The sequence below is a fragment of the Pantoea sp. sgz302252 genome, assembly GCF_047713085.1.
Classification (GTDB): Bacteria; Pseudomonadota; Gammaproteobacteria; order Enterobacterales; family Enterobacteriaceae; genus Scandinavium.
Map to the genome: position 1 here is coordinate 1 of NZ_JBLFJW010000012.1, position 23,257 is coordinate 23,257.

Consider the following 23,257-nt stretch of genomic DNA (forward strand, 5'->3'; position numbering starts at 1 on the left):
CTAGGCTGGGGGTTCAGTAAAGCTTTCAGCTTTGAGTCGGTTCTAAAAACCCCTTTTGATTTGTTAAAACAGGTTGCGGTCTGGCAACTGCAAACATTCAACAAGAAATCAAAAGGGGGTCCCAATGAGGGACGAAAAGAGCTTAGCGCACACCCGATGGAACTGTAAATATCACATAGTTTTTGCGCCGAAGTACCGAAGACAGGTGTTCTACGGTGAAAAACGCAAAGCGATAGGCAGTATCTTAAGAAAGCTGTGCGAATGGAAAAACGTGAATATTCTTGAAGCGGAATGTTGTGTGGATCACATCCACATGCTTCTGGAGATCCCGCCGAAAATGAGTGTATCGGCTTTTATGGGGTACCTGAAGGGCAAGAGTAGCCTGATGCTTTATGAGCAATTTGGGGATTTGAAGTTCAAATACCGTAACAGGGAGTTTTGGTGCCGAGGGTATTACGTTGATACGGTTGGAAAAAATACGACCAGGATACAGGAATACATAAAGCACCAACTGGAAGAGGATAAAATGGGTGAGCAGTTGTCGATCCCCTATCCGGGTAGCCCGTTTACGGGCCGTAAGTAATCCATAGATGCAAATGTCAGATCGTGATGCGCCTGTTAGGGCGCTGCTGGTGACAGAGCCTTATAGGCGCATATGAAAAACCTCCGGCTATGCCGGAGGATATTTATTGAGCCCTCAATTTGTCCCGCGAAGTCTTAAGCCAGCTAATTTAATCCGAACCTTTTAGGCATCTTAAAAAAAACACAAGATTAGCCAGGCAACACTGGACATTCGGAAGTCGAGTTTTACCACAATCTGCAACCTATCTTGCCAAAGAGAGCAATCCGCATAAACGAAAGTTCTTCAAACGGTGTTTAGTTGAACAGATCAAACTTGATGAGAAAAAAAAGCGAGTGATGGAAATCATGCAGCAGGTTTGGGAAGAGGACAACTAGTTGCACTAAGGAACTGTGCCAGTGTAAGAGTTTAAATTTTACGCTGGCTATTTTGATTCCTATTCAATGCGATGTTAGCGCAAAAAAAAGATCTGTGATGATCTGAACTGTAAATACTCTATAGACTTATTATCGATGAAAAACAAACTTCACAACATTAGGGTCTTTCATCCATTCATTTTTTCTTCTTACATGAATTACAGCTATTGCGACTGATAGAAAGAAAATAAAAATCGATTTAAATAAACTAGTATCAATGCCAAAAATGTATTTAAGGAATGGCAAGTTTATAAAGTTAACTACGAAAGTAAGTACAAATAAAGAAACCAAAAATGCGGCAAGGAAACGAAGAAGGCTGAAAGAACGTGCCACCGTGATTTTTGCATGGCATGATTTACAGATCAATGCCTCAGTTCTTACTCGACTCAAACAATAAGGACACTCCATCACACATGCATGTTTGCTAATGACTACTTCTTCTTTAAACAAAACGCACTCCTTTGAGATAAAATTTTAACTATTATTCGATTATACATCACAGCATTCTGCTGTCGAACGCTTAGGATTGAACACAGGTGAACGATACCCAGCCAGTTCACCTCAAGAATGTAATCGATGCCAGAGTGCATGGCTTTTCCGCATGAAATCGCATTGTGATCGCCTTGGCTGTACCTACCTGTTTTGGTGGGGAATTGCTGGTCTTATGCGCCTGGATGAAAACCGTTACATAAAGTGCGCAGGTTGATCGCTAGTATTAATAGCAATATATTTGCACATAGGATCTGTAGGCGTATTATTATAGATATTCAAACCATTCAAAAAGAAGGTATTTATTATGCAAAACGATCATGATGAAGATTATGTCAATGCCTTAACTGATCGTGTATTTCTAATAAAGAGGGAGCTAGAAGCAGGTACGTTAAAGATTGCCGCTCATCTTGCTAATGGTTTAGCTGAGAGCCTCAGAAAAATTAAATTAAGGCCTGATGGGAAAGTTGAGCCTCAAACAGTGGATGGTCGAATAAGAGCAATGGGCGTTGCTGTACGCCACTTTGCGGAACGCAATCAAATTAAGGACAAATTTTCAATACACGGGCTCCAAGAGGCATACTTTAGAATTCTTTTTGACAATTTTGGGGAATACTATCAACTGATATCTAAAAAAGGTGCTTTACCGTACCAAGTAGCAGATTTTTTATGCAAAAAAGATGAGTGTGTTGATGAACTTGATGGATGCTTTGAGGAGTTTTATAAGGAGATTTTAGAGTTTTGGTCAACTGCGGCAGAAATAGGAATTATTCACCTACAAGATGGTACCCAACTAAAGGCAAACTTCTCTGGTGATCTCTTCCCCTCATATTCAAAAAATTCTGTATCCATCGCAGGATTATACGTTGATACAATAATTCTTCCATGCCCTATTCTAAGGGTCGGTCGTCTTCATAATCATGCAACCAAGAGCGAATTTTGTAGACTCTTTTTTAAGCATGTGCTGACTTGTATGACTTATAAAGATATTGCTTTGGAGGAAATTGAACCTAATATAGTTTTGATACTACCGGATGAAAGAGATTATACATCTGAGAAAACCAATGATTTATTGAGGCGAAGCGAGCCTTATACTTTAGCGCACGCAGGCTATCTTTTTGATAGGAAATTTTCAGACAAAGATGAATTACAAGATTTTTGTAAGCATTTAGATAGCATTGATAAAGTCATGTCGGAATTAAAAAGACCAGATAGACTTATTTTTGATACTGAATGGGAAAGTGGTCCCGAAAATCAGCTAAAAAGATTAATGTCCGACCGACTTCGAGTATCTCTTTCGTGGTTTGAGAATCATCCTGGAATGGAGATATATGCTACTTGCATCGGTAGAATGCCGCAAGCGCTTTCAGCTAAAGATAATGCTAACCAGTTGGGATCAACTCCTTTCATAAATGCGCAAACCTCATGGCTTTATTATACTTGGTTATTGGAATATGAATCATCTAACTACGAGACAAGTACTGATCAAGTTAGGGATCTCCATATGGTTCATGCACTCTCAAAAGGGCATCAAGAGGAGTTTTCTTGGCTCGGAAATATACCGATAGATAAAATTATACAATTAAGAAGAAATGGCCTTTTACATGAAGTACGAGAAACTCTTTCGTTTGGCGTTGGAGAGTTAATTGGCTCATCTCCCAACCAGTACAATAAGACGATGCAGAAAGTCATTGATAATATTGATGGTGAGTTTGCCAAACATCAACGGTTTATAGAAAACGCAAGAAAAGAAAAGCTAAGGATATTTGGTTTAGATGTTACACCTTGTATAGTAAGCGGAGTGATATCAATAGCTGCCGCTTACACAGGCAATGTTGCGTTAGGAACAATCGGTGCTGGTATGGGGATGTGGGGATTTCCAAATATCAAAGATATTAGAACCAAGTTTAGAGAGCGTGATGAACGGCTTAATAATTATAGAAATTCAGCAACTGGTATAATGTTCAGTCACATATAATGAATTCATTCTCGACTCAATAAAATGAGTCGGGAATTGTTTTGTTAGACTTGTGATTACCGAATTTAATATTTATCTCACATGCTTTATTTGTAAGTACGTCCAGCTTTATTGCAAGGGTAAAAGTTTATTAATTACAAAAAGTTTAGCTGCCTTCACCATCTCCCCAACATTGCTAATAATAATCCCATTATCTTAGGCAGTACCCAGCCATTTTGTAAGGACCCTATTTGATGTTGCGATTGATATTTCGATCTCGTCCGGCATATACAATTTACTAACGAAAGACAGCGTTATAGGTAAAGCCCATATCACTAAGCATCAGATCATCACCATGATTGAGCATGCTGAAGCCGGACGAGCCGTTAAAGATGTCAGCCGGTAGTCCGGGATCTCAAAAATTGCTTGGGCTAAATCGAGTCCATTTACAGGGCAGACCTTCACCTCATTCCCCCCTGCTTCTCCATGATCTCATGAATAAGCTCAGTAGGATCAAACGAAAGCAATCTGGCGAAATGAATAAACTCAATCACATCCAGGCGGCGCTCACCGTTTTCTACTTTTGCGATGAATGATTGAGGTTTACCCAGCGCCTGCGCGAGGGCGGCTTGGGTCATGCCTTTCTCCAGACGTGCGCTGCGCAACGTCCTTATAACTAGCTGATAGTCTTCCGAATAGATCGATGACATTTATGAATTCCGAATTTATCCCAAAATCGAATATCGGCTATTCACATATTTATCCCAAAACAGGATAATTGGTCGTTCTACTACTAAGGAGGAGTTCCAAATGACCAACCAAAACTGGCATCCAGCCGACATAATAGCCGGGCTACGCAAGCGCGGCACAAGTCTGGCGCGGGTTTCGCGCGAAGCGGGACTGGCGTCGTCGACGCTGGCGAATGCGTTGAATCGTCCGTGGCCGAAAGGTGAGTGGTTGATTGCCAACGCACTTAATGTGCATCCGGCGGTTATCTGGCCTGATAGATATAGCGGCAGCCACGACACCCGTTTACCGAGAGAAATGCTTCATCCAGCTTCCTGAATACCGTGACTCCGGGGCTTTTTGCCCCGCGCTGTGAGTGACAGACGCATTCCCACAACACCCACTCTGGAGTTGTTTATGCACGCTGATTCACACTGGTTCCACCTCATTTCGTTGCCCCACTTCCGGGAAAACTGCTCCCACTTTCCTTAGCCATTATCACCAGACCGTTGCGCCCTGCTCGTTAGCTTTTTTCTCTACACATAGCCCCTCATGTGCGGATTCACCGTGCGTGCCGGGTCTCGCTTTGTCTTTTATTTCACAAGGATATGTCGAATGGACCGCAATACTCTGTTCCTGCAAAACGATGATTTTACTGCTGCCGATGCTGTCGCCTGCTCCGGGCAGGACGAGCCGCATGAACTCTACTTTGGCGCGGTCAGCGCCCCGATAATCCAGACCAGCCTGTTTGTACAGAAAGACTATCAAACCTACTGCGACGACATGCAGCACGAGGCTGAACGCTTCATCTACTCCCGCGGCCTGAACCCCACAGTACAAATGGTGGAAGACAAGCTGGCAAAACTGGAACGTGGCGAAGCGTGCCGCTGTTTTGCTTCCGGCATGGGGGCTATCAGCGCGGTGTTGATGGCAAACCTCAACAGCGGCGATCACATTATTCTGGTCAATAACGTCTACGGCCCGGCGATGGCGCTGATCAAACAGATGGCGAAGAAATTCGGCATACAGTACGACGTGGTGCTGGATGGCACACCGGAGGCAATTGCCCGCCAGATACGTCCGTCCACGCGTGTGATTTACGCTGAATCACCCGGCACCATGACAATGAACATTGTCGATCTGGCGACTATCGCCCAGCTTGCGAAGGCGCACGGTATTACCACGGTTATCGATAACACCTGGGCCACGCCGCTGTTTCAAAAGCCGCTGACGCTGGGCTTCGATATCGTAATTCATTCCTGCACCAAATATCTCGGCGGGCACAGCGATTTGATTGCCGGGGCGGTGATCACCTCTCGTGAGCGCATGGCGGAGATCCGCGATTTCTCCCACCAGCTGCTCGGTGCGGTGCTGTCGCCGTTTGTCGCCTGGCTGCTGCTGCGCGGCTTACGCACTTTGCCTGTGCGCATGCAGCGCCATCAGGAGAATGTGTTGCAGGTGATTGAGAACCTGAAAACTCGCCCGGAAGTAGAAAACATCCGCCATCCGTACATGGCAGATGCCGCGCAGCAGGCGATTATCCGTAAGCAAATGCACGGCTTCTCTGGATTGTTCTCCTTTGAAATTCGCGACGGGCACTTTGCAGAGGTAAAGCGTTTTATCGACAGCTGCCGCTTGTTCAAAGTCGGCTGCAGTTGGGGCGGCTACGAGAGCCTGATTATTTCGCCGAATCGGGGTTACAACGAACCCGCACTGGCAGCGGATAACATCTCGCCGGGCCTGATTCGTCTCTCAATCGGTCAGGAAAGCCCAACGCAGCTGATTGCCGATCTGGACACGGCTTTTGCCGCCCTTCATGGAAAGTGAGGAGTTAAGGATGAACACGCAGAAACAGCCTTCGTTCGCCTCTGCGGTCGGCTTGCTGATCGTTATCTTTCTGGTCTTTGCCGTCGGCATTGGCCTGCTGAACTACCCGGTCGAATTCACCTTAATCTGCATCACCCTTGTCACCAGCTTTTATGCCGTCTGGTACGGCGGCAGCTGGAGCGAGGTGATAACAGCCCTGGTCGTGAAAATCAAAGACGCCGTTCCCGCCATTTTACTGCTGTTGTCGATTGGCATGCTGATTGGCTGCTGGATGGTCTCCGGCACCATTCCGATGATGGTGTATTACGGCCTGGCGGTGATCAATCCGGCCTATCTCTACCTCACCGCGTTTTTGGTGACGGTCTGCATCTCGACGTTTACCGGCACCTCATGGGGAACGGCAGGCACCATTGGCGTAGCGTTGATGGCCGTGGCTTCGGCGATGGAAGTCTCATTGCCGATAACCGCCGGGGCCGTGATTTCCGGGGCGTACTTTGGCGATAAGCTTTCGCCGCTGTCCGATACCACCAACATGGCCGCCATTGCCGCGGGTGCGGATTTGTACCAGAGCATCCGCAATATGCTTTATACCTCTGTTCCGGCGTTCTTCTGCGCCTGCGTTGGCTTTTACCTGTTGGGGAATCATCTGAGCGGCGGCACCAGCGCACAAATGGCGGCGATTGCAGTGATGAAGTCGTCGCTTAACACGCTGTTCTGGCTCAACCCGTTGCTGCTCTCCCCCGCGCTTTTGGTGTTTATCGGCGCGATGAAGAAATGGGATTCCGTAATAGTTCTGATTGCCTCAGCCGCTTTCGGCATTGCGCTGGCCGTGGTTTTTCAGGCTATCGCAATGGCAGATATTGTTGGCGCAGCAATCAATGGATTTAACTCCAGCATGCTGCCGGAGCTGGCGTCGTTGAGCATGGATGCTTCCACCGCGAAGAACATCGATGTGCTGTTGAACCGTGGCGGCATGTATTCGATGGTCGGGCCGATTGTGGTGATGCTGTGCGCGTTTCTGTTTGCTTCCGCGCTGGATGTTTCCAGGGCGCTGGCGGTGATCCTCCGGCGGCTGGTGCAAAAACTCAATACTGTCACTCGCACCATTCTCGCGACGATGTTCACCAGTTCGCTGCTGGTTGCCTGTACGGGCAACGCGGTGATCAGCTTTTTTATCGTCAAAAGCATGTATGAGCCGTGTTATGAGAAACAGAAACTGCATCGGGTGAATATGTCTCGCGCCATGGAATCCGGCGCAACGCTGCTCGAAGGCCTGTTCCCTTGGACAATCTCCGGCATGTTTATGGCGAAAACCCTCGGCGTCGCGACTGTCGATTACCTGCCGTTTGTTCTCTTTAATTTGTCCTGCTGGCTGATTGCGATCCTGTATGCTTTCTTGTCGAAATGGACGAGTTTTGGCACACGGTATGTAGCGTCTCCCGTTTAATTAGCTTAACGTTGGCAGGGGAAATATCTGCCCTGCCAACGCACATCCCCACCAAACAACTTTGCACTTCCAGCCCGGCAAGCAACTTTTAGAACCAATCTCGAAATTTAAAGGGTCTTTTTTCTGGATACTTACACAGCAAGCAGGGCTCTATATAAGAACAGAGCCCTGCGCAGGTTAAATAACTATATCGGGGTCACATTCTGGATAACAGGTGAAATTTCTCCGGTTTTCGTATTGATGTGGAAGTTACGGCTTGGCGTCCCTTTCAGATATTTGTCAATAACGCTAAAAATACTGCCAAAGCGTAATTTGAATATGGTTTCAAATGAACTCCCGGAATTAATCTTAATCACTGTCGGTGGTAGTGTTGCGGCAAGACTCCCGGTCAACAGGCGATATTGGTTCAAGCGAGATCCCGAAATATCACGCAGTGCAAGTTCATCTGCATTGCGCAAGCGATAGAAGTCTACGGCGAGATCAAATCCATTCCATCGCGCGAAGTCATCCAGCTGAAAACCTGCATTCATTGCCAGTGTTTCGGCTTTTTTGCTGGCTGTTTTCCATGCATCTGCATTCTTTTTAAGATAGCGCTGCGTGATATCAACCGTCTCCAGATTCGTACCTTTGGCACAAATGGCATGGCTGGCGCTCAAAGGAGCACGGAGAACATCACTGTAAGGCATAGATCCCTCAAGCTGACTTAATATCAGCATTTCCTTGCCATTCAGACTAAACACCATCTGCCGGATTTCACATGGCCACTCTTCAGGAATGAAACGCAGACGAGTTAACTCGGTAATGTGCCAGTTGGTAAAGTCGTAATAACTTCCGGCTTTGAGGATATTATTATTCCAGATATGTGGGGAATGAATGGCATTCAGATGGTCCCACTCCTGCTGATAATGCTCGAACAATTCATTAAACCGTGGGACAGAATCAATAACGACGGTCTGGACATCAATTTCATGCTGGTTTTTGAAATTCAATATCTTATAAGCAGGCACATACGCTGCCATTGATGGCGCCTGAATGTTAAACAATAAGCTCCCATCTTTATAGCGTCGTACGCCGGTGTCATTGAAATGCATATGGCCACCGACATGAACACCTATACCCGTTTTTGCCAGTGCATGGCTGGTATCTTCTTTAGGTGCCCGGGCTAACTGGAATTTCCCTTCACCAAAGAGGGTTTCTATATCGTTTGCTGCACCATTATCAAACTCAACCATCGGAAAGTGGCTAAACGTCACAAGTGTTTTATTTTGAGCTTTGGCACGTTTTGCAACCGACGCCATCCAGGCAACAGTCTGCTGTTTATGCGTCAGCATGTTGTTGTACCCGGCATCTCCTGAACCTTCAAAATTCTTCGCGTAGGTTGGGTTTGTGATATCAGCCTTTGCAGAAGGAATATAGACATTTGCATCTACCGCCATCAGCCAGAGTCCAGCAACAGGTTCAACAAGATAACTGCTGTCTGCAACATTAAAGCATGGCCCATACCCTGGTTGTTTATATTTCCCTCCTGTACCCTGAGTACAAATTTCATATTGTCGTTGACTGAAATCACTGAATCTGAGGGCTTCGGCGTAACTATATCCCTTAGAATGATAGTCAGAATAGGGTGTTTCCCAGTAGACATCATCAGGCAATGGATGAATACCAAAGGATTTCATGGCATCCATAACATGCTGATAACCACTACTCACCATTTCCTCACTGCATATTGTCGGTAATTCTGCATCGGTTTGAATAACCGTTGTTTTGCCTTTATATCCTGTACATTCCTTTGCCCCGTAGCTAAAAATGCGTTGAGTTTTACCCCCTGCCCCCAGAAAGTCTTCCTCTCCGCCCGGCAGATCAAATGGCCGGTTGGGATCGTGATTCCCTGGCGTCGCAAAAAAACGCATGCCGTACTTCTGCTCATACTCGTGCAGTATCTTTACCAACCCTCTTAAATGAACGGGCTGACCGTCGTCACTGAAATCACCAGGCAAAGCGATAAGTTTAATGCCTTTTTTGCCCGCATCATCAAGTGCGGCGCGTAATGCAAAATAATTCTCATTAAAAAGTCGGGTCGAGGTTAACTGTGCGTACATTGTGCGGATCATGGCTGGCTGACCACTTTTACTGTTTTTCAGTCCATCAAATGCACCGTCGGAAAAATGCCCGTAGACATCATGAAAATGGATATCAGGCATAAACGCAACACTATATTGATAATCCGAAGCAGCGGCTAATTTCCCTGATAGCATTAGACCCAGCACCAGACACGAACACATTTTTTTGTTCATAAATCACACCCTCCAGCATTCAACTGAATGAATTAGAAATTATTTGCAAAACCGACGCGATAACGCATCTCTCAGGCATCCCGATATGTTTTTCCGTCTTTTATGTAAGAGCCATCATTACAGGAGACATAACCGATTCCAGCATAGGGAACCCTGTTTTATTCCCAGGCCATGAAACATTATGATTATGAAGATAATCATTTCCTCTTAACGCTGGGTAATCAGTAGGGAATTTGTTGCATCATGATTACCCCGCCATTTCCTGTTCGAGTAGCTCAGCAACATTTTGAGGGGCTTTGCTGTCCATTAACTGCTGACGGAAATCTGCATGCATTAATTTTCGAGCCAGTCTGGAGAATATTTTCATATGGTCACCCTTCTCCTGTTCGCTGACCGTCAGCATAATGACCAGTGACACGTCGACGTCATCACTCCAGGCCAGCGGCTCCGTTAAGCGCATCACCGAGACACTGCTACTGGTGACAGCAGAGGATTTACAATGCGGAAGCGCAATGGCGAACCCGAGTGCTGTAGAGAATATTTCTTCTCGTTGCCAGATAGCGGTTTCCACCTCTGAACCAGAAAGGGTTCGCTGTTCAATCTCAAGGTTATCGGTGATGACTTTAATGGCCTCAGCCTTACTGACTACCGTGTAATTCAGTAAAATAAGCGCAGGATCAAAAACAGGTTTAGAGATATCAGCCACCTGTGACTGAAGTTGTTCTGCGACCGCCTGAGCGCTCTCGCACTCCAGAGCCTGGCATAAAACCTCCTCACAAGCCGCGATGGTTGCTGTCGCTAAACGCGCTTTCAACGGCGCGATCCGACTGACTGACATGCTGATATGGCGTAACCCCATGCCTAACAAAAGCGGTAGCGCAGCCGTATCTCCTCCCATCTCCCCACATAAACTGATGTCAATGCCAGCCCTGTTCGCCTGAGCGGTCATCTCTCGCAGTAACTGCAAAAATGCGGGATCGAAGTAATTGTACAAATGCCGCACCTGCGTGTTGCCACGATCACAGGCCAGGAAATATTGCGTCAGATCGTTGCTGCCCACAGAAACGAAATCAATGTATGCGGCAGCCTTCGCCAGCAGATACAGCACAGAGGGAACTTCAGCCATGATCCCTAATGACCACACTCCAGTGGGGTACCCTTCTTCATGCAGGTCGGCTTCTGTTTTCTGGAATTGCTCGCGTAGCCACTTCACTTCCTCAAGCGTTGTCACCATCGGGGCCATGATGTGTAGCGGCCCGGCAGCACTGGCACGGAGCAGAGCACGCATCTGCGAGCTGACAATGTCCATAAATGCCGGATAGAGGCGAATACCACGCCAGCCCAGAAAAGGATTCTCTTCCTGTGGCATCTCCATGTAATCACAAGGTTTGTCCCCCCCGATATCCAGGGTACGGATCACAACTTTACGCCCCTTAGCCTGCTCAAGAACATGGCGGTACGCCTGGTATTGTTCTTCCTCATCAGGTGGAGCAGACCGCTCACAGAACAGCATTTCAGTGCGGAACAAACCAATACCTTCGGCTCCCGCTGCAAAAGCGGATTCAGCTTCCGCCGCAAGTGCGATATTTGCCAGCACAGTGACAGGTTCACCGTCCTGCGTACGCCCTGGACGCCGCGTTAATGGCTGAAGGCGTTGTTCGAGGCGTTGCTGTTTTGCTTGTTCCAGCTGATACCAGCGCTGCGCCTGTTCATCCGGAGACATGACAACAACACCATAGCGCGTATCCAGTAGCAGCGACTCATCGCTGCGAATGCGCCCGGTTTGCGCAGCCTCAACACTCAGCAAAGGAATACCGAATGATCGGGCCAGAATGACCGTATGGGACGTTTCCCCGCCCGCTCCCATGATCACACCTTTCAGATGTGGGCCACGGAGTGCCAGAAACTGCCCAGGAGTGATCGGAACAGGACTTATCACGATACTGTCCCGTTGTAGTACGGTTTTCGGCATCAGAGGTTTTGAAGTCAGGTTCGCTGCCAGGCGCAGCCCTAAATCCTGCAAATCCAGAACCCGCTGCTGTAAATAAATACTGCGGCTTTCCCGTAAAGGCGCACTTAGTTCATCCAGTGTCTGAGCCAGCGCTTCCAGTGCATTACGTGTTGGCCGCTCAGCCAATAGCGACTTTTCCAGCAAAGCATCACCCAGCAGTTTTATGTGTGCCTGTAACACGCTGGCAGATTCCCCATGAGCATGCTTCAACTCGTCGTTAAGCTGAATATGTACCTGATGCCACGCGGCCTCCAATGCCTGGCGTTGAGTCACAGAAGTTGCCTTGGCTTCTTCTCCAGCCAGCCGATGAAGGTCTGGCACCCCCAGATGTATCGCATAGCCTTGCACCATCCCCACGCTGACGCCTTTACCACGAAGGATCCCGGCCATTGTCTGAGCCAGAAACACGGGTAATGGTTGTGCCCCCTGGTTCTGATCATGCTCAACAGGTTCATCACAACCGGTCAACTCCTCAGTGATAAACCGGGACAGGCACCGATGAGCAGAGGCTTCATCCTCGCCTTCAATAATTAACTCGCAGGGATCCTGATACAAAATGTCAGCACCAATCATCGCCAGAATGCTGCGCGCGTCAGCCTGATGCTGGTTGCGCAGATTGGCAATCTGAACGCGCGAACAAAACTGACTGACACGTTGTTCAAGCGCGCTGGCTGGCCGGGCATGCAGGCCATTTTCAAGCGGGCAAGTGAAATGAACTTTTAACACGACGTTATCCTTTGATTGTTGGTGTGATCCGCCAGGAGACTGGTGCACATGCAGGTACTGTGTTGTGAGATGTCACTGACTGCATCTCTGACAAAGCGACTTCACTGAGTATTGCGTTTGCTTCAGGGGCAGGGCTTATCAGCTCTCGTGAACCTGGATTCCAGCCCCGGAGGATCAGAGCCTCTCCTTGTTGCGCCTTTTTCAGCGTGCTGAAATGCAAGGGGGTATCCCAGCGCAGAAGACTGTATGTCGATGGAAACGCGAGATTATGTGGATTGGTTTTGAAGCGAGCCCATCCCGAATCCAGCCAGCCCACCAGCGGGGTTCGCCATCTCTCAACGCTACGCCAGAATTCAGGACTCTCTGCATCATGCATCGGAACCAGGGCGAGACTGGCATGGAACTCACCAGGGATTTGCGAATCCGGAGAAGGCAGAGCCATACCTGATGCCCGACCAGGTCTCCAGGGCATACCAGCACGCCCCAGCCAGCCAACGCTACGCAGAAGCGTAACAGCCATAATTGAGGGGCGGTCATCCGGAATTTCATATTCGCGTAACCCATCAGTCACCACACACATCCCTTGCCTGCCGTCATGCATCATGACAAGACTTTGCATCGGCCAAAGAGAGGCTGGTGACTCTCCCCAGTTTTCTTGTTGCCAGACATCCAGCGTGGAGGGGCGATTTTCGCGACGGATCAACCCAAATGGCTGGTCGGCAAAATGGATATCCGCACACACTTCGCTGGGGATATGGAGCTGCAAACGGTGATCCTGCAAGGTGTTATTGACCGTCACTTTCATGTCAAGCACTGGGCTCTGGTGGGTCAGCGTGATAGCCATGCTGATATCCAGCAGTCCGTTACAGCATCGCTGCCGCCGATCTTGCAGGGTTAGTGGTGCTGCAATCGACCAGTTCAGCAGTAGCGTGCTGGCTAATGCGCCGTGCTGCCACTCAGCTTTCTGTAGTGAACCTTCACTGGTTACACGCCAGTCGTCTTCGGGTGGTGAATAGTTGTAGGTATCACCAGCATCTCCCCCATCAACCAGCAGAATCAGGTTATCCCAGCGCTTACCACTACGTTTATCAAAGAGCACAACCTGATCACCTTCCAGCGTCAGCCGAAGCCATTGATTTTCCAGGGCATGAGTCAATGAAGAAGAGCGGGCAAAGCAGGAAGGCACCCCTTCCTGAAGGTATAAGGTGCTATAACCACTGGCAGGTAGCGCTGAAACCTCCAGTAAAATCTGGCATTTACGGTAAAAAACAGGATAAGGACTGTTGGAAAGTTCCTGCACAATGACAGACATGTCCTGCGACGTTTCCTGCAGGATCTGCCAGCGGCAGGAGTGTCCTTGCTCATCGACAATGCTGAAATCCTCACCCGGCAAATACAACGTTAAAGCCACCAACCCATCCCGTGGAGAAGGCAGTGCATTGAAAATGATGATTTTCTTGCCATCCTGCTGTGCGGATAGTCCGTTTGCCAGCATCTGCATATTCAGCTCATAAAGCTGGCTGGCCTTTTCCTGCCCCGAGAGCAGGCGGTCTTTAACAATCGCATTCACCCGATCAGAGTTACATCCCCCTATACTGTCGTGTGCATGTGACTTCATGGCTTCACGCCAGATATTTTCCACCACCTGCTGAGGATACGGTAATCCCAGTGACCAGCTAACACTCAGCAACGGCTCCAGTTGGCGACTAACAAAATTCTCCAGCCGGGCATTTGCCTGCTTGATGTCCATGCGAGTTGAGAAAATACCTCTATGGACTCGCATGTATTTCGGGCTCAGCAATTCACCTTCGAAAGTATCGAGCGGGGTGCTTTCAAGCGCCTCGAAATAGCGAGAGAAATCACTGCGAACAAAGCGATACACTGTTTGTTGCGTGTTCAGGGCATCCAGCATCGCTGGTACGCCATACTCGAAAGGTGACTGGTCATTACCATTTGGCAGTATCAGTTGTGTACTGCGGCTGAAAGCGGCTTGTTTCTCCAGTACCTCAGAGAGTCCTGGCCATGCCTGATGCGGATCTGTCTGTAACCCTTTAGCACAGCCATACCCCTGTGGCAGTATGGCTGTTGTGACGCAACTGCCGTCCAGGCTACGCCAGCGAAATTCAGTAAACGGAGTGTCATACTCACTCCAGCCTCGCCAGACAACCGCATGGTCGATAGCAAATTGCTTCAGGAACATCGGTAGCTGGGCACTCTGACCAAATGAATCAGGTACGTAGCCAACGGCCATACGAGACCCTAACCGCTCACAGTCCAGTTGCCCCAGTAACAAATTGCGCGTAATCGACTCTGCACCCACCACCAAAAAATCGGTTTGTGTATACCATGGGCCAATTAATAGTCGACCGGCTGCTACCAAAGCTTGTACACGTTCACGATTCTGCGGAGCGAACTGAAAATAATCCTCCAGCACGACTGTCTGCCCATCGAGAATAAATGGGCCTAATGATGTATCGGCTTCAAGGCGATGAAGAAGATCTTCCATAAAGTAATAAAGCAACACTTGAGAGTCGTTTTCCGTGAAATACCACTCACGATCCCAGTGCGTATGCTGAATTAAATGAACCGTTTTCATCTTTCTGTTCCTGCTTCTGTTTTTATACGAGCGTATCCCGCGCAGATATTTATCTACGCTAAACACAGGACTCATTCATTCAGATGTACCCGCGGTACATCTTTTTAGCGACCGGCTTTAAACTCCGGAGCCTTAACTTCTTTTTTTATCGCCGATTGTCCAGTGGTTTGATGGAAAATTAAAAGAGATCCACAGGCAATAATGGCCGCCCCGCAGGCAATTGACAGTACGTAAACGGGCCATTGATCTACAGCCAGCCAGCCATAAAACCCTGAAATAGGCGCATGATTTACAGCCCCTAATCCCACGGCCATCGCCGCAGCCACGGCAGACCCAATGACATTCACGATAATGATACGTGGGTTTGATAATGCAAAGGGGATCGCCCCCTCAGATACCCCAATCAGCCCCATTAATGTCGAGGCTTTTCCTGCTTCGCGCAGAGACTCCGGAAAATGTGATGACCACAGTAAAGTCGCGACGCCCAAACCAATAGGCGGCACAATAATCGCCACCTGAGCAGCAGTGTTGGGGTCGTAAATCCCCGATGCCAGTAATGCCATTGCGGTGGTCACAGCGGCTTTGTTAATCGGGCCTCCGAGATCAAATCCCACCATGCCACCAATGACCGCAGCCAACACAATCTTGTTTGTCCCTGACATCGACAACAACCAGTTTTCCATTCCATGATTAAGGGCTGCTAAAGGGGAGCCAATCAAAAAGGCCATACAGACACACGTCAGTAACGTACCGCCGACAGGTAAAATAAAAATGGGCCCCGCTGAAGCCAGTGCTCGCGGCAGTTTGATATAACGATTAAGAGCCCGAACGATGTATCCGGCAACAAAACCTGCGGCCAGAGCCCCCAGAAAACCGGTTCCCAGGTTACTTGCCAGCAAGCCACCAACCATGCCAGGAGCTAGCCCAGGTTTATTCGCCAGTGCGAAACTGATGTATCCAGACACAATCGGTAGCATTAACGACAGCGCCAGCCCACCAAAGCCATCAAATTTATGTAGCACCTGTATGACCGTACTGGCCTGCTCATAGCTGGCATCCCAAATATTATCAATGCCATAGATTGATGCTCCAATACGGGCTATCCCCATCAGAACCGCCCCGGCAATCACAAACGGCAGCATCCACGATACCCCGGTCATAATGGCGTTTTTGACTTCTACACCAGCAGATTGCTTTCCCCCGCCCTGGAATTTAGCCATTTGCCACCTCTTTCTCTACCGCTTCAAACACGGCATCACCAAACTTAATGGGGTCTGAAACGCTGCATTCGAGCTTAATCATGCCCTCAAAGCGCTCTTTACCACTGATGGCCACATCCGCAGCAATAATGGCTGCATCTGCACGCGCCAGATCGTCCGCAGTAATTTCGTTTTCAGCCCCTAAACTTCCCTGAGTTTCCACCTTCACTTCGTGACCACGATGCTTACCCGTTATCTCCAGCGACTCAGCAGCCATATAGGTATGAGCGACACCGGTTGGACACGCTGCAACACAAACAATGTACATATTGATTCCTTTTAAATTCAGACCATAAAAAAAGCACAATGGCGAAAACGCGCATTGTGCTTTGTTGAGAAACAACAGAGTGACCAGTCTGATTATCAGCATCTGCCCCACTGGCGTGGCGGCAAACTAGCAGCTGATGCAAACTGGTGTTACGGAAACAAAAAAGGAGCTCGTCACGTTTACGGCGACATAACAGTGAGTGCTGAAAATGTTGGCAAAAAGGTGTTTTCTGGCAGAAGCGTTGACGAATACCGGTACACAGGGACTGACTGGCGCATTCCCATAGCAGGGACCATCCCTTTGCTATTTGCATATCCATACAGTCTGATTCAGGAAGGTCGTTTTCGGTAAGACAATTAATGGAATTAAACCAGCATAAACCATCAAGCATCAATTTCATTTTGCGGTCCGCAGACAACAAAATGGAAACTATTATTTTGATGAATGATATACTGAGCATAATGCAATTAACTCCGTCATAAATAACGTCGTGAAAATAAATCAAGTATAGTAATATAGCTGTGACCTGTTGCACAAAACAGTTAATCTCCCCAGAAAGTATTTTTGAATAAATTGAACATTTGTTGAATTGAATAACAACATAGGGCATTACCGGGCAAAGTAAAAGTTCAGGGTAATTTACCAGCCTGTTTACTCGCAGTGGGTGAACCACGCAGGTCAAGCATCTGGATAAGCGCTGGAATGGCGGTGATTTCGTTGCTTTTGGCGTCTGTTTTCATTTGCCAAAGAACGAGTTGATTGGCACAGGCATAGGCACTGATCATGTGAATGGTGCTGCGGCGATCATCGCGGTTGTAGGAGCCCCGAAGTGTCTTGCCATCAATAGCGACGACTTCACCCTTAGTCAAACGTGGACTGCACCTTACTCAGTTGGGTGTCCAACTTTTGGGGTGCAGTCCATTGCGTGGGCTTTTTTGTGCCGTCAATTTGTCCTGGTAGTGTTACTGAAATTAAAGCTCATACACAAGTTCGGGCCGTTCAACCGGTTCAGGGCGTGTTGGCCTACACTTTTGGGCCACGTACCAATGGAAAAATTTATATGTACAACGGTAATCAGGAAGTCAGGCGCAGAGTCCCCCTGCGCCGTTACCTCAATGATGCTGCAACAAAACCTGTGAAATCCTCTTCGCTTCCTCTGCTGGATTCGCTGAATGCGTTATCGCTGACCCCACAATCACCACGTCCGGGCCTAACAGCGCATACTCCTGCACCGTCAGGCTGCTGATGCCGCCCGCGACGGCAATCCGGGCTTTCCGGCGCGCTTTCAGCATCGTGACTAAATCATCAATAGGCTTCCGCCCCGCAGCCTGCTGGTCAGTGCCGGTGTGTACCGCCAGCATATCCACGCCCACCTCTTCCAGCAGGTGGACCCGTGCGGGCAGATCGTCGACACAGATCATATCCACCACCACCTGCTTTCCGACCTCTTTTGCCGCGCGGATGCAGGACTGAATCGTCAGCACGTCCGTCACGCCTAGCACCGTGACATAGTCTGCCCCAGCGTCAAAAAGCAGTTGCGACTCAAAATAGCCGCCATCCATAATTTTCGCATCCGCCAGCACTTCCTTATGTGGATATTTTTCTTTAATGGCTTTAATCGCCTTCACGCCTTCCCGAATAAGAAAAGGTGTTCCCACTTCAATAATATCAACGTCGTCAACCACCTTATCAATAAATACCAGCGCTTCAGGCAGGGTTAACTCGTCCAGGGCAAGCTGTAATTTCATGTTGGTTTCCTTGTGTCGAATGACTATTCGAGGTTGGCGTGTAGCGCAAAACCTTTGCTTAAGCGATATCCCGTCGACTGTGCCAGATTCACAATCATGGCGTCCCCCAGCACCATGACCGCCTCTTCAAACAGGCTGCCACCGGGCAGAATGCCTTTCACGTTATCGGGTCCATCCGGCAGTTTGTCGGTATAGGCCGGGATCCTGACCACCACATCCGCCAGATTCCCCAACGTGGAGTCAGGGAAAATGGTCAGCAAAGCGATTCTGCCACCCAGTTGCTTCGCTTTCGTTGCCACATTCACCAGCGAAGAAGTCTCTCCCGATGCGCTGGCCAGAAGTAGCAAGTCTCCTTTTTGCAGCGCAGGCGCCACTACATCGCCGACAACATGCACCTTCAGGCCGATATGCATCAGGCGCATCGCAAAGGCTTTCAGCATTAACAGCGAACGCCCGGCACCAAAAACAAATATCGCGTTCGCTTCAGCGATGGCCTGCTCCAGACGATCCAGTGCGGCACAATCAATACGTGCCATCGCCTGATGCAGGTCGGTACAAGCGATGCCTGCAACAGATTGCGTTTCCATCATATCCCCTCCTGGCAAAGCGGGAATAAATCATCCTGATACTGGAGCATCGCCATGATTTCCTGAACATAGTTATCGACATGCCCCAGAAAGTGAAAACGTTCCGGCGCAGCGCGATAACGTTGGTAAAGCGGCGTATCAAAGGTGATACCAAGATGCGGATTTTCTTTGACCGTGGCGAATTTGATTTGCGGAATATCCGGGTAGTAGTGATTCTTCCGCACGCAGAGCTGCCCGTTCTCTTCCACGATGTAACAGGCCATACCGTGGTAAAACTGCACCGTATCGTAGTGAACCGCGCAGGGTTTATATGCCAGGTTGCTGAACACCAGCGCTCCGTCGCCGATATTGATGGAGCAGTGGCCGTAATTGGGCGGCACGATAATACTTTGCCCCTCCTTTACGACTACCACGATGAGATCGTCCACAACCAGCTCTTTTGGTGCGGCGGCAAAATCCGGCGACTTTTGCAGGATATAAGCCGCCGTCCCCTTAATCACTTCATACACTTCTGGATGGGTGTTGCGCCGCGTGTCGTTATAGCCGTGGTAATGACCGCTGGTTTTCTTACGCTCCTTGCCAATCGTCCCTGGCATGATGATGGTGATGTCATACTGGTACTGATCGGCAGTAAGCCGTTCCTGATCTTCCGGAAAGCTAAGCCCACGATACACATCGTAAGCGGGTTCATCATGCAGCGCCTCGGTGAACTCCGGCAAGACGACAGCCATTTGTCCGGCACTTTTGCGACCAAATCCCAGATAATTCAGCGGGGGTTTCAGCGCCATCACGCCGTCATCATCGAGATACAGCGGCAAGCCGCTAGGGTGTAGCTGTTTCATTTTGCCTCCTGTGTATACGCGTTAGCTGCGCGGATCGCCTCTTTCAGTCGATCGGATTTCATGCCAAAGACGCTCTGGATGTTGTTCCCGACCTCGACAACCCCTGCCGCGCCAAGTTGTTTCAGCAGAGCCTTGTCCACCAGTGACTTATCCGTAACGTCAATGCGCAGACGTGACATGCAAGCTTCAATGCTGGTGATGTTCTCCAGCCCGCCGTAGGCCAGAATGATGCCGCTCACCAGAGTGTCCTGTTCGCTTTCCTGCGCCACGATTTTTTCTTCGACTTCACGCCCCGGCGTTAGCAAATTCCAGCGACGGATGGCAAAGGTAAACAGAAAGTAGTAAACCATCCCCATCACTAGCCCAACCGGAAAAACCATGTACCAGTGAGGCGCGCGCGGCAGGACGCCAAAGAAGAGATAGTCGATAAGCCCACCGGAGAAAGAGAGCCCGATGTGCACGCTGAACCACTCCATCAGCAGGAACACCAGCCCCGCTAAGATGGCGTGAATGCCATACAATAGGGGCGCAACAAACAGGAAAGAGAACTCAATCGGCTCGGTGATGCCGCAAACAACGGAGGTGATCGCGCCGGAAAGCATAATGCCCTTCACCCGCGCTTTGTTTTCCGGGCTGGCGCTACGATAAATCGCCAGCGCAATCGCGGGAATGCAGAACATCTTGATGGGTGTCAGCCCGGCCATAAAGGTTCCAGCGGTAATCGGCACCTGGTCTTTCAACTGGGCAAAGAAGATGAGCTGGTCGCCGTGCACCACCTGTCCGGCTTTGTTCACGTACTCGCCAAACTGTAGCCAGAACGTCGGCCACCAGACATGGTTAAGGCCAAACGGGATCAGCAACCGCTCAACAAAACCGAACAGAAAGGCAGACACGCCCGGCCCCTGCACCGTCATAGTAGTCGACAGGCCATTAATCAAATGCTGGACTGGCGGCCAGACCACCGCCATCACCAGACCGACAAACAGCGCGGCGAAAGAGGTGACTATCGGCACGAAGCGCTTGCCGGAAAAGAACTCCAGCCATGACGGGAGCTGGATGCGGTAATACCGTTTATAAAGCCAGGCGGCAATAATCCCGATAATAATGCCGCCGAATACGCCGGTCTGGAGCGAAGGAATACCCAGCACCATCGTGTAGTCACGTACCTGCGCCACCGACTCGGGCGTGATCCCCAGAAACTGGCCGATGGCGACGTTCATTATCAGAAAACCGGCGATCGCCGACAGCCCGGCAATCCCCTGATCGTCACTGAGTCCAATAGCGACCCCCACAGCAAACAGCAGCGGCAGGTTAGCGAAAATCGCGCTACCCGCTTCCGCCATCAGCTTCAGCACATGAATCAACCAATCAGCGCCCAAAAACGGCAGGCTGGCGACAATATTGGGATCCTGAAAGCTCACACCGAAAGCCAACAAAATACCGGCGGCAGGCAACATGGCAATGGGGATCATTAACGATCGCCCGATGCTTTGTAATATTTGCAGAAGGTTGAATCTTTTCATCTCGATCTCCTGAGCGCGTCTTTATGACAGGGATTCGCACGACAGCAGGTTCTGCTCCGAACACGTTAAGTATCCGAATCCGCGGTGATGAAAAAAACAGCAACCGAAGACGAAAGTTATTTCCTGTTTTCGCTTAAAACCGGAAAATTTATGAAGGTAATCACGCCAGGGGCTGTCATAAAGGGATAAAACAGGAAATCGCGTTCGATGGGAGGGAATATCATGAGTATTTTCGAGGCGCATTTTCGCAGGCTGTATGCCCGCTACGGCGCAGGTCAGACGCACGAATTACAAATGCAGGACATTGCTGCACTCTTCGGCTGTTCGGTGCGTAATTGCCGTATTGCCCTTAAAAAGATGCATCAGGAAAAATGGCTCGACTGGCGGCCACAGCGCGGACGCGGTAAACGCTCACGGCTCCACTTATTAACCTCACCGGAAAAGCTGTTCAGCCAGAACGTCAATAAGCTGCTGCAAAAGCAGGATTACGGCAACGTGCTGAGGTTTATCGGTAACGACAAGTATCTACTGGATCGCCTGAGCCTCTGGCGCTTTGGGGTACAGGATACAAGCAGCGAAACGCGGGTACGCATCCCCTACTACCGTAATCTGGATCCCCTTAACCCACTCGTCCCCCAGCGCCGGACCGAACGCCACCTCCTGCACCAGTGCCTGAGCGGGTTGACGCGCTATGATGCCGTTCAGAGCAGGATCGTCCCCGATATCGCCCACTACTGGATCCACAACGATGACTTTACCCGCTGGGAGTTCTGGCTCAAATCCACCGCGCGCTTTACAGATGGCAGCGAGCTGAATGCCAGTGCCGTTCAGCGCTGCCTGCTCGCTGCCAGCCAGAGTCCGCAGTTCGCCCCGCTTTTCAGTCCTCTTAAATCGATTACCGCTGACGCCCCCTGGCATCTGGTGGTTGAAACGTATCACCCGGTCAGACGGCTCGACTGTCTGCTTGCCACCCAGCCGACGATGCTGTTCGATTATCACCACGGTCACCTCCGCTGTACTGGCGCTTTTCACCTTCAGGAACACAGCGATAACTTTATGGTTTTGCGGCGCAATGTACACTGGCATCAGGCCCGTCCTGGGCTTGATGAAATCACCATTTTCACCTGGGCACCAGAGCATATCAGCATGAGCTTTATTCCCCTGCTGCGGGGTGAGGAAGCGCAGGATGACCGCCCGCTCAATGAGCGTAGCCTCGAGCAGGGATGCTGCTTTGTTCTACTCGATAGCGAAGGGGTATTTGCGGATGATGTCGGAAGACGGTTTATCAATTACCTGCTGCAACCTATCGAACTTCTCAGCCAGACGCAGCTTCCCGACGAATACGCACGCATCCTCTCTGTTGCTCAGGGCATGCTGCCACAGTGGAATCACCGCCAGGTGGATTTCGGCGCTATCACCGCACCGTTTAACCTGCGTCAACCCGTTATCATCAGTACCTTTCAGCAGCCGGAACTGGTGGAGCTTGCCGGGGCGATCCGCAGCCTGCTTGAACGCTGGCATATTCGCGCCGAGATACGGATCGACGCATTTGACAGCTTTAATCCCCAACCGCGCCCCCCGGCGGATATCTGGCTCAGCAACTTTATGCTCGATACGCTTTCGGTTCCGGCGTTTCTTGAATGGCTGGCTTCTACCACACTGTTTACGCGATTACCTGAAGCCCAGCGACAAAACCTGAACGCGTTACTGCCCGTCATTCTTAACAGCGACGATGAACAGGCATTCTCAACCATTGCCGACTTTTTCCATGAAATAACCCATCAGCGATATATCATTCCTCTGTTACATCACTGGATGGAATTTGCGACCGAGAAGTCATTTACCTGGCGGGATTTAAATACGCTAGGATGGCCGGATTTCAGCCAACTTTGGCTGGAGTAACGCTACGCCAGCAAAAGCCTTTAAGCAAACGCACGGTGTTTTGCCGGATAATAGTTAAC

At 49.5% G+C, this 23,257-nt stretch carries 17 protein-coding genes and 2 pseudogenes; 7 read left to right on the plus strand and 12 right to left on the minus strand.

Features of this window, described 5'->3' with window-relative positions; genetic code table 11:
• Positions 1 to 124: 124 nt before the first annotated feature.
• Positions 125 to 583: an IS200/IS605 family transposase gene (gene tnpA / locus ACLW56_RS11015; RefSeq protein WP_330981770.1), complete on the plus strand. Its 459-nt coding sequence runs from the start codon at positions 125 to 127 to the stop codon at positions 581 to 583.
• A gap of 187 nt (positions 584 to 770) precedes the next feature.
• Positions 771 to 957 (plus strand): annotated as a pseudogene (locus ACLW56_RS11020) (DinI-like family protein).
• 129 nt (positions 958 to 1,086) lie between these two features.
• Here the strand turns inward: ACLW56_RS11020 and ACLW56_RS11025 are convergent.
• A complete protein-coding gene (locus tag ACLW56_RS11025) occupies positions 1,087 to 1,446 on the minus strand; it encodes a hypothetical protein (protein WP_330983826.1) in 360 nt (119 codons plus the stop codon).
• Positions 1,447 to 1,792: 346 nt separating this feature from the next.
• Between ACLW56_RS11025 and ACLW56_RS11030 the strand changes: the two genes are divergently transcribed.
• On the plus strand, positions 1,793 to 3,463 hold the full coding sequence (locus ACLW56_RS11030; RefSeq protein ID WP_330983827.1) for a hypothetical protein: 1,671 nt from the start codon (positions 1,793 to 1,795) through the stop codon (positions 3,461 to 3,463).
• A gap of 440 nt (positions 3,464 to 3,903) precedes the next feature.
• Here ACLW56_RS11030 and ACLW56_RS11035 read toward each other — a convergent pair whose 3' ends face one another.
• Positions 3,904 to 4,152, minus strand: coding sequence for a helix-turn-helix transcriptional regulator (locus tag ACLW56_RS11035; RefSeq protein WP_330983828.1), 249 nt, complete (start codon positions 4,150 to 4,152; stop codon positions 3,904 to 3,906).
• 100 nt (positions 4,153 to 4,252) lie between these two features.
• Here ACLW56_RS11035 and ACLW56_RS11040 point away from each other — a divergent pair, with 100 nt between their 5' ends.
• The 3 genes from ACLW56_RS11040 (at position 4,253) to nhaC (ending at position 7,442) form a co-directional block, all read left to right on the plus strand.
• The gene (locus ACLW56_RS11040; RefSeq protein ID WP_330983829.1) at positions 4,253 to 4,507 is read left to right on the plus strand and encodes a helix-turn-helix transcriptional regulator; all 255 of its coding nucleotides are present in this window, start codon (positions 4,253 to 4,255) and stop codon (positions 4,505 to 4,507) included.
• A 276-nt stretch (positions 4,508 to 4,783) separates the two neighbouring features.
• Positions 4,784 to 5,995: an aminotransferase class I/II-fold pyridoxal phosphate-dependent enzyme gene (locus ACLW56_RS11045; protein ID WP_330983830.1), complete on the plus strand. Its 1,212-nt coding sequence runs from the start codon at positions 4,784 to 4,786 to the stop codon at positions 5,993 to 5,995.
• A 10-nt stretch (positions 5,996 to 6,005) separates the two neighbouring features.
• Positions 6,006 to 7,442, plus strand: coding sequence for a Na+/H+ antiporter NhaC (nhaC, locus tag ACLW56_RS11050; RefSeq protein WP_330983831.1), 1,437 nt, complete (start codon positions 6,006 to 6,008; stop codon positions 7,440 to 7,442).
• 185 nt (positions 7,443 to 7,627) lie between these two features.
• Here nhaC and ACLW56_RS11055 read toward each other — a convergent pair whose 3' ends face one another.
• The 10 genes and pseudogenes from ACLW56_RS11055 to ptsG all read right to left on the minus strand — a co-directional run bounded on the left by ACLW56_RS11055 (position 7,628) and on the right by ptsG (position 21,296).
• Positions 7,628 to 9,736, minus strand: coding sequence for a metallophosphoesterase (locus ACLW56_RS11055; RefSeq protein ID WP_330983832.1), 2,109 nt, complete (start codon positions 9,734 to 9,736; stop codon positions 7,628 to 7,630).
• Between the two features lie 247 nt (positions 9,737 to 9,983).
• The gene (gene ptsP, locus ACLW56_RS11060; RefSeq protein WP_330983833.1) at positions 9,984 to 12,473 is read right to left on the minus strand and encodes a phosphoenolpyruvate--protein phosphotransferase; all 2,490 of its coding nucleotides are present in this window, start codon (positions 12,471 to 12,473) and stop codon (positions 9,984 to 9,986) included.
• Positions 12,474 to 12,477: 4 nt separating this feature from the next.
• Positions 12,478 to 15,069, minus strand: a complete 2,592-nt coding sequence (locus tag ACLW56_RS11065; RefSeq protein WP_330983834.1) for a glycoside hydrolase family 38 C-terminal domain-containing protein — start codon at positions 15,067 to 15,069, stop codon at positions 12,478 to 12,480.
• A gap of 104 nt (positions 15,070 to 15,173) precedes the next feature.
• The gene (locus tag ACLW56_RS11070) at positions 15,174 to 16,289 is read right to left on the minus strand and encodes a PTS fructose transporter subunit IIC (protein WP_330983835.1); all 1,116 of its coding nucleotides are present in this window, start codon (positions 16,287 to 16,289) and stop codon (positions 15,174 to 15,176) included.
• Positions 16,282 to 16,596, minus strand: a complete 315-nt coding sequence (locus tag ACLW56_RS11075) for a PTS fructose transporter subunit IIB (protein WP_330983836.1) — start codon at positions 16,594 to 16,596, stop codon at positions 16,282 to 16,284. The genes ACLW56_RS11070 and ACLW56_RS11075 overlap by 8 nt, the downstream gene beginning before the upstream one ends.
• Positions 16,597 to 17,261: 665 nt before the next feature.
• A pseudogene (locus tag ACLW56_RS11080) lies at positions 17,262 to 17,462 on the minus strand (ISAs1 family transposase); the annotation flags it as partial.
• Positions 17,463 to 17,708: 246 nt separating this feature from the next.
• On the minus strand, positions 17,709 to 18,344 hold the full coding sequence (hxlA, locus tag ACLW56_RS11085; protein ID WP_330983837.1) for a 3-hexulose-6-phosphate synthase: 636 nt from the start codon (positions 18,342 to 18,344) through the stop codon (positions 17,709 to 17,711).
• Between the two features lie 23 nt (positions 18,345 to 18,367).
• Positions 18,368 to 18,931: a 6-phospho-3-hexuloisomerase gene (hxlB, locus tag ACLW56_RS11090; RefSeq protein ID WP_330983937.1), complete on the minus strand. Its 564-nt coding sequence runs from the start codon at positions 18,929 to 18,931 to the stop codon at positions 18,368 to 18,370.
• A complete protein-coding gene (locus ACLW56_RS11095; protein WP_330983838.1) occupies positions 18,931 to 19,773 on the minus strand; it encodes a glucose-6-phosphate isomerase family protein in 843 nt (280 codons plus the stop codon). Before ACLW56_RS11095 ends, hxlB begins: the two co-directional genes overlap by 1 nt.
• A complete protein-coding gene (gene ptsG, locus ACLW56_RS11100; protein ID WP_330983839.1) occupies positions 19,770 to 21,296 on the minus strand; it encodes a glucose-specific PTS transporter subunit IIBC in 1,527 nt (508 codons plus the stop codon). The genes ACLW56_RS11095 and ptsG overlap by 4 nt, the downstream gene beginning before the upstream one ends.
• Positions 21,297 to 21,518: 222 nt before the next feature.
• Here ptsG and ACLW56_RS11105 point away from each other — a divergent pair, with 222 nt between their 5' ends.
• Positions 21,519 to 23,198, plus strand: a complete 1,680-nt coding sequence (locus tag ACLW56_RS11105; RefSeq protein ID WP_330983840.1) for an SgrR family transcriptional regulator — start codon at positions 21,519 to 21,521, stop codon at positions 23,196 to 23,198.
• Positions 23,199 to 23,257 lie beyond the last annotated feature (59 nt).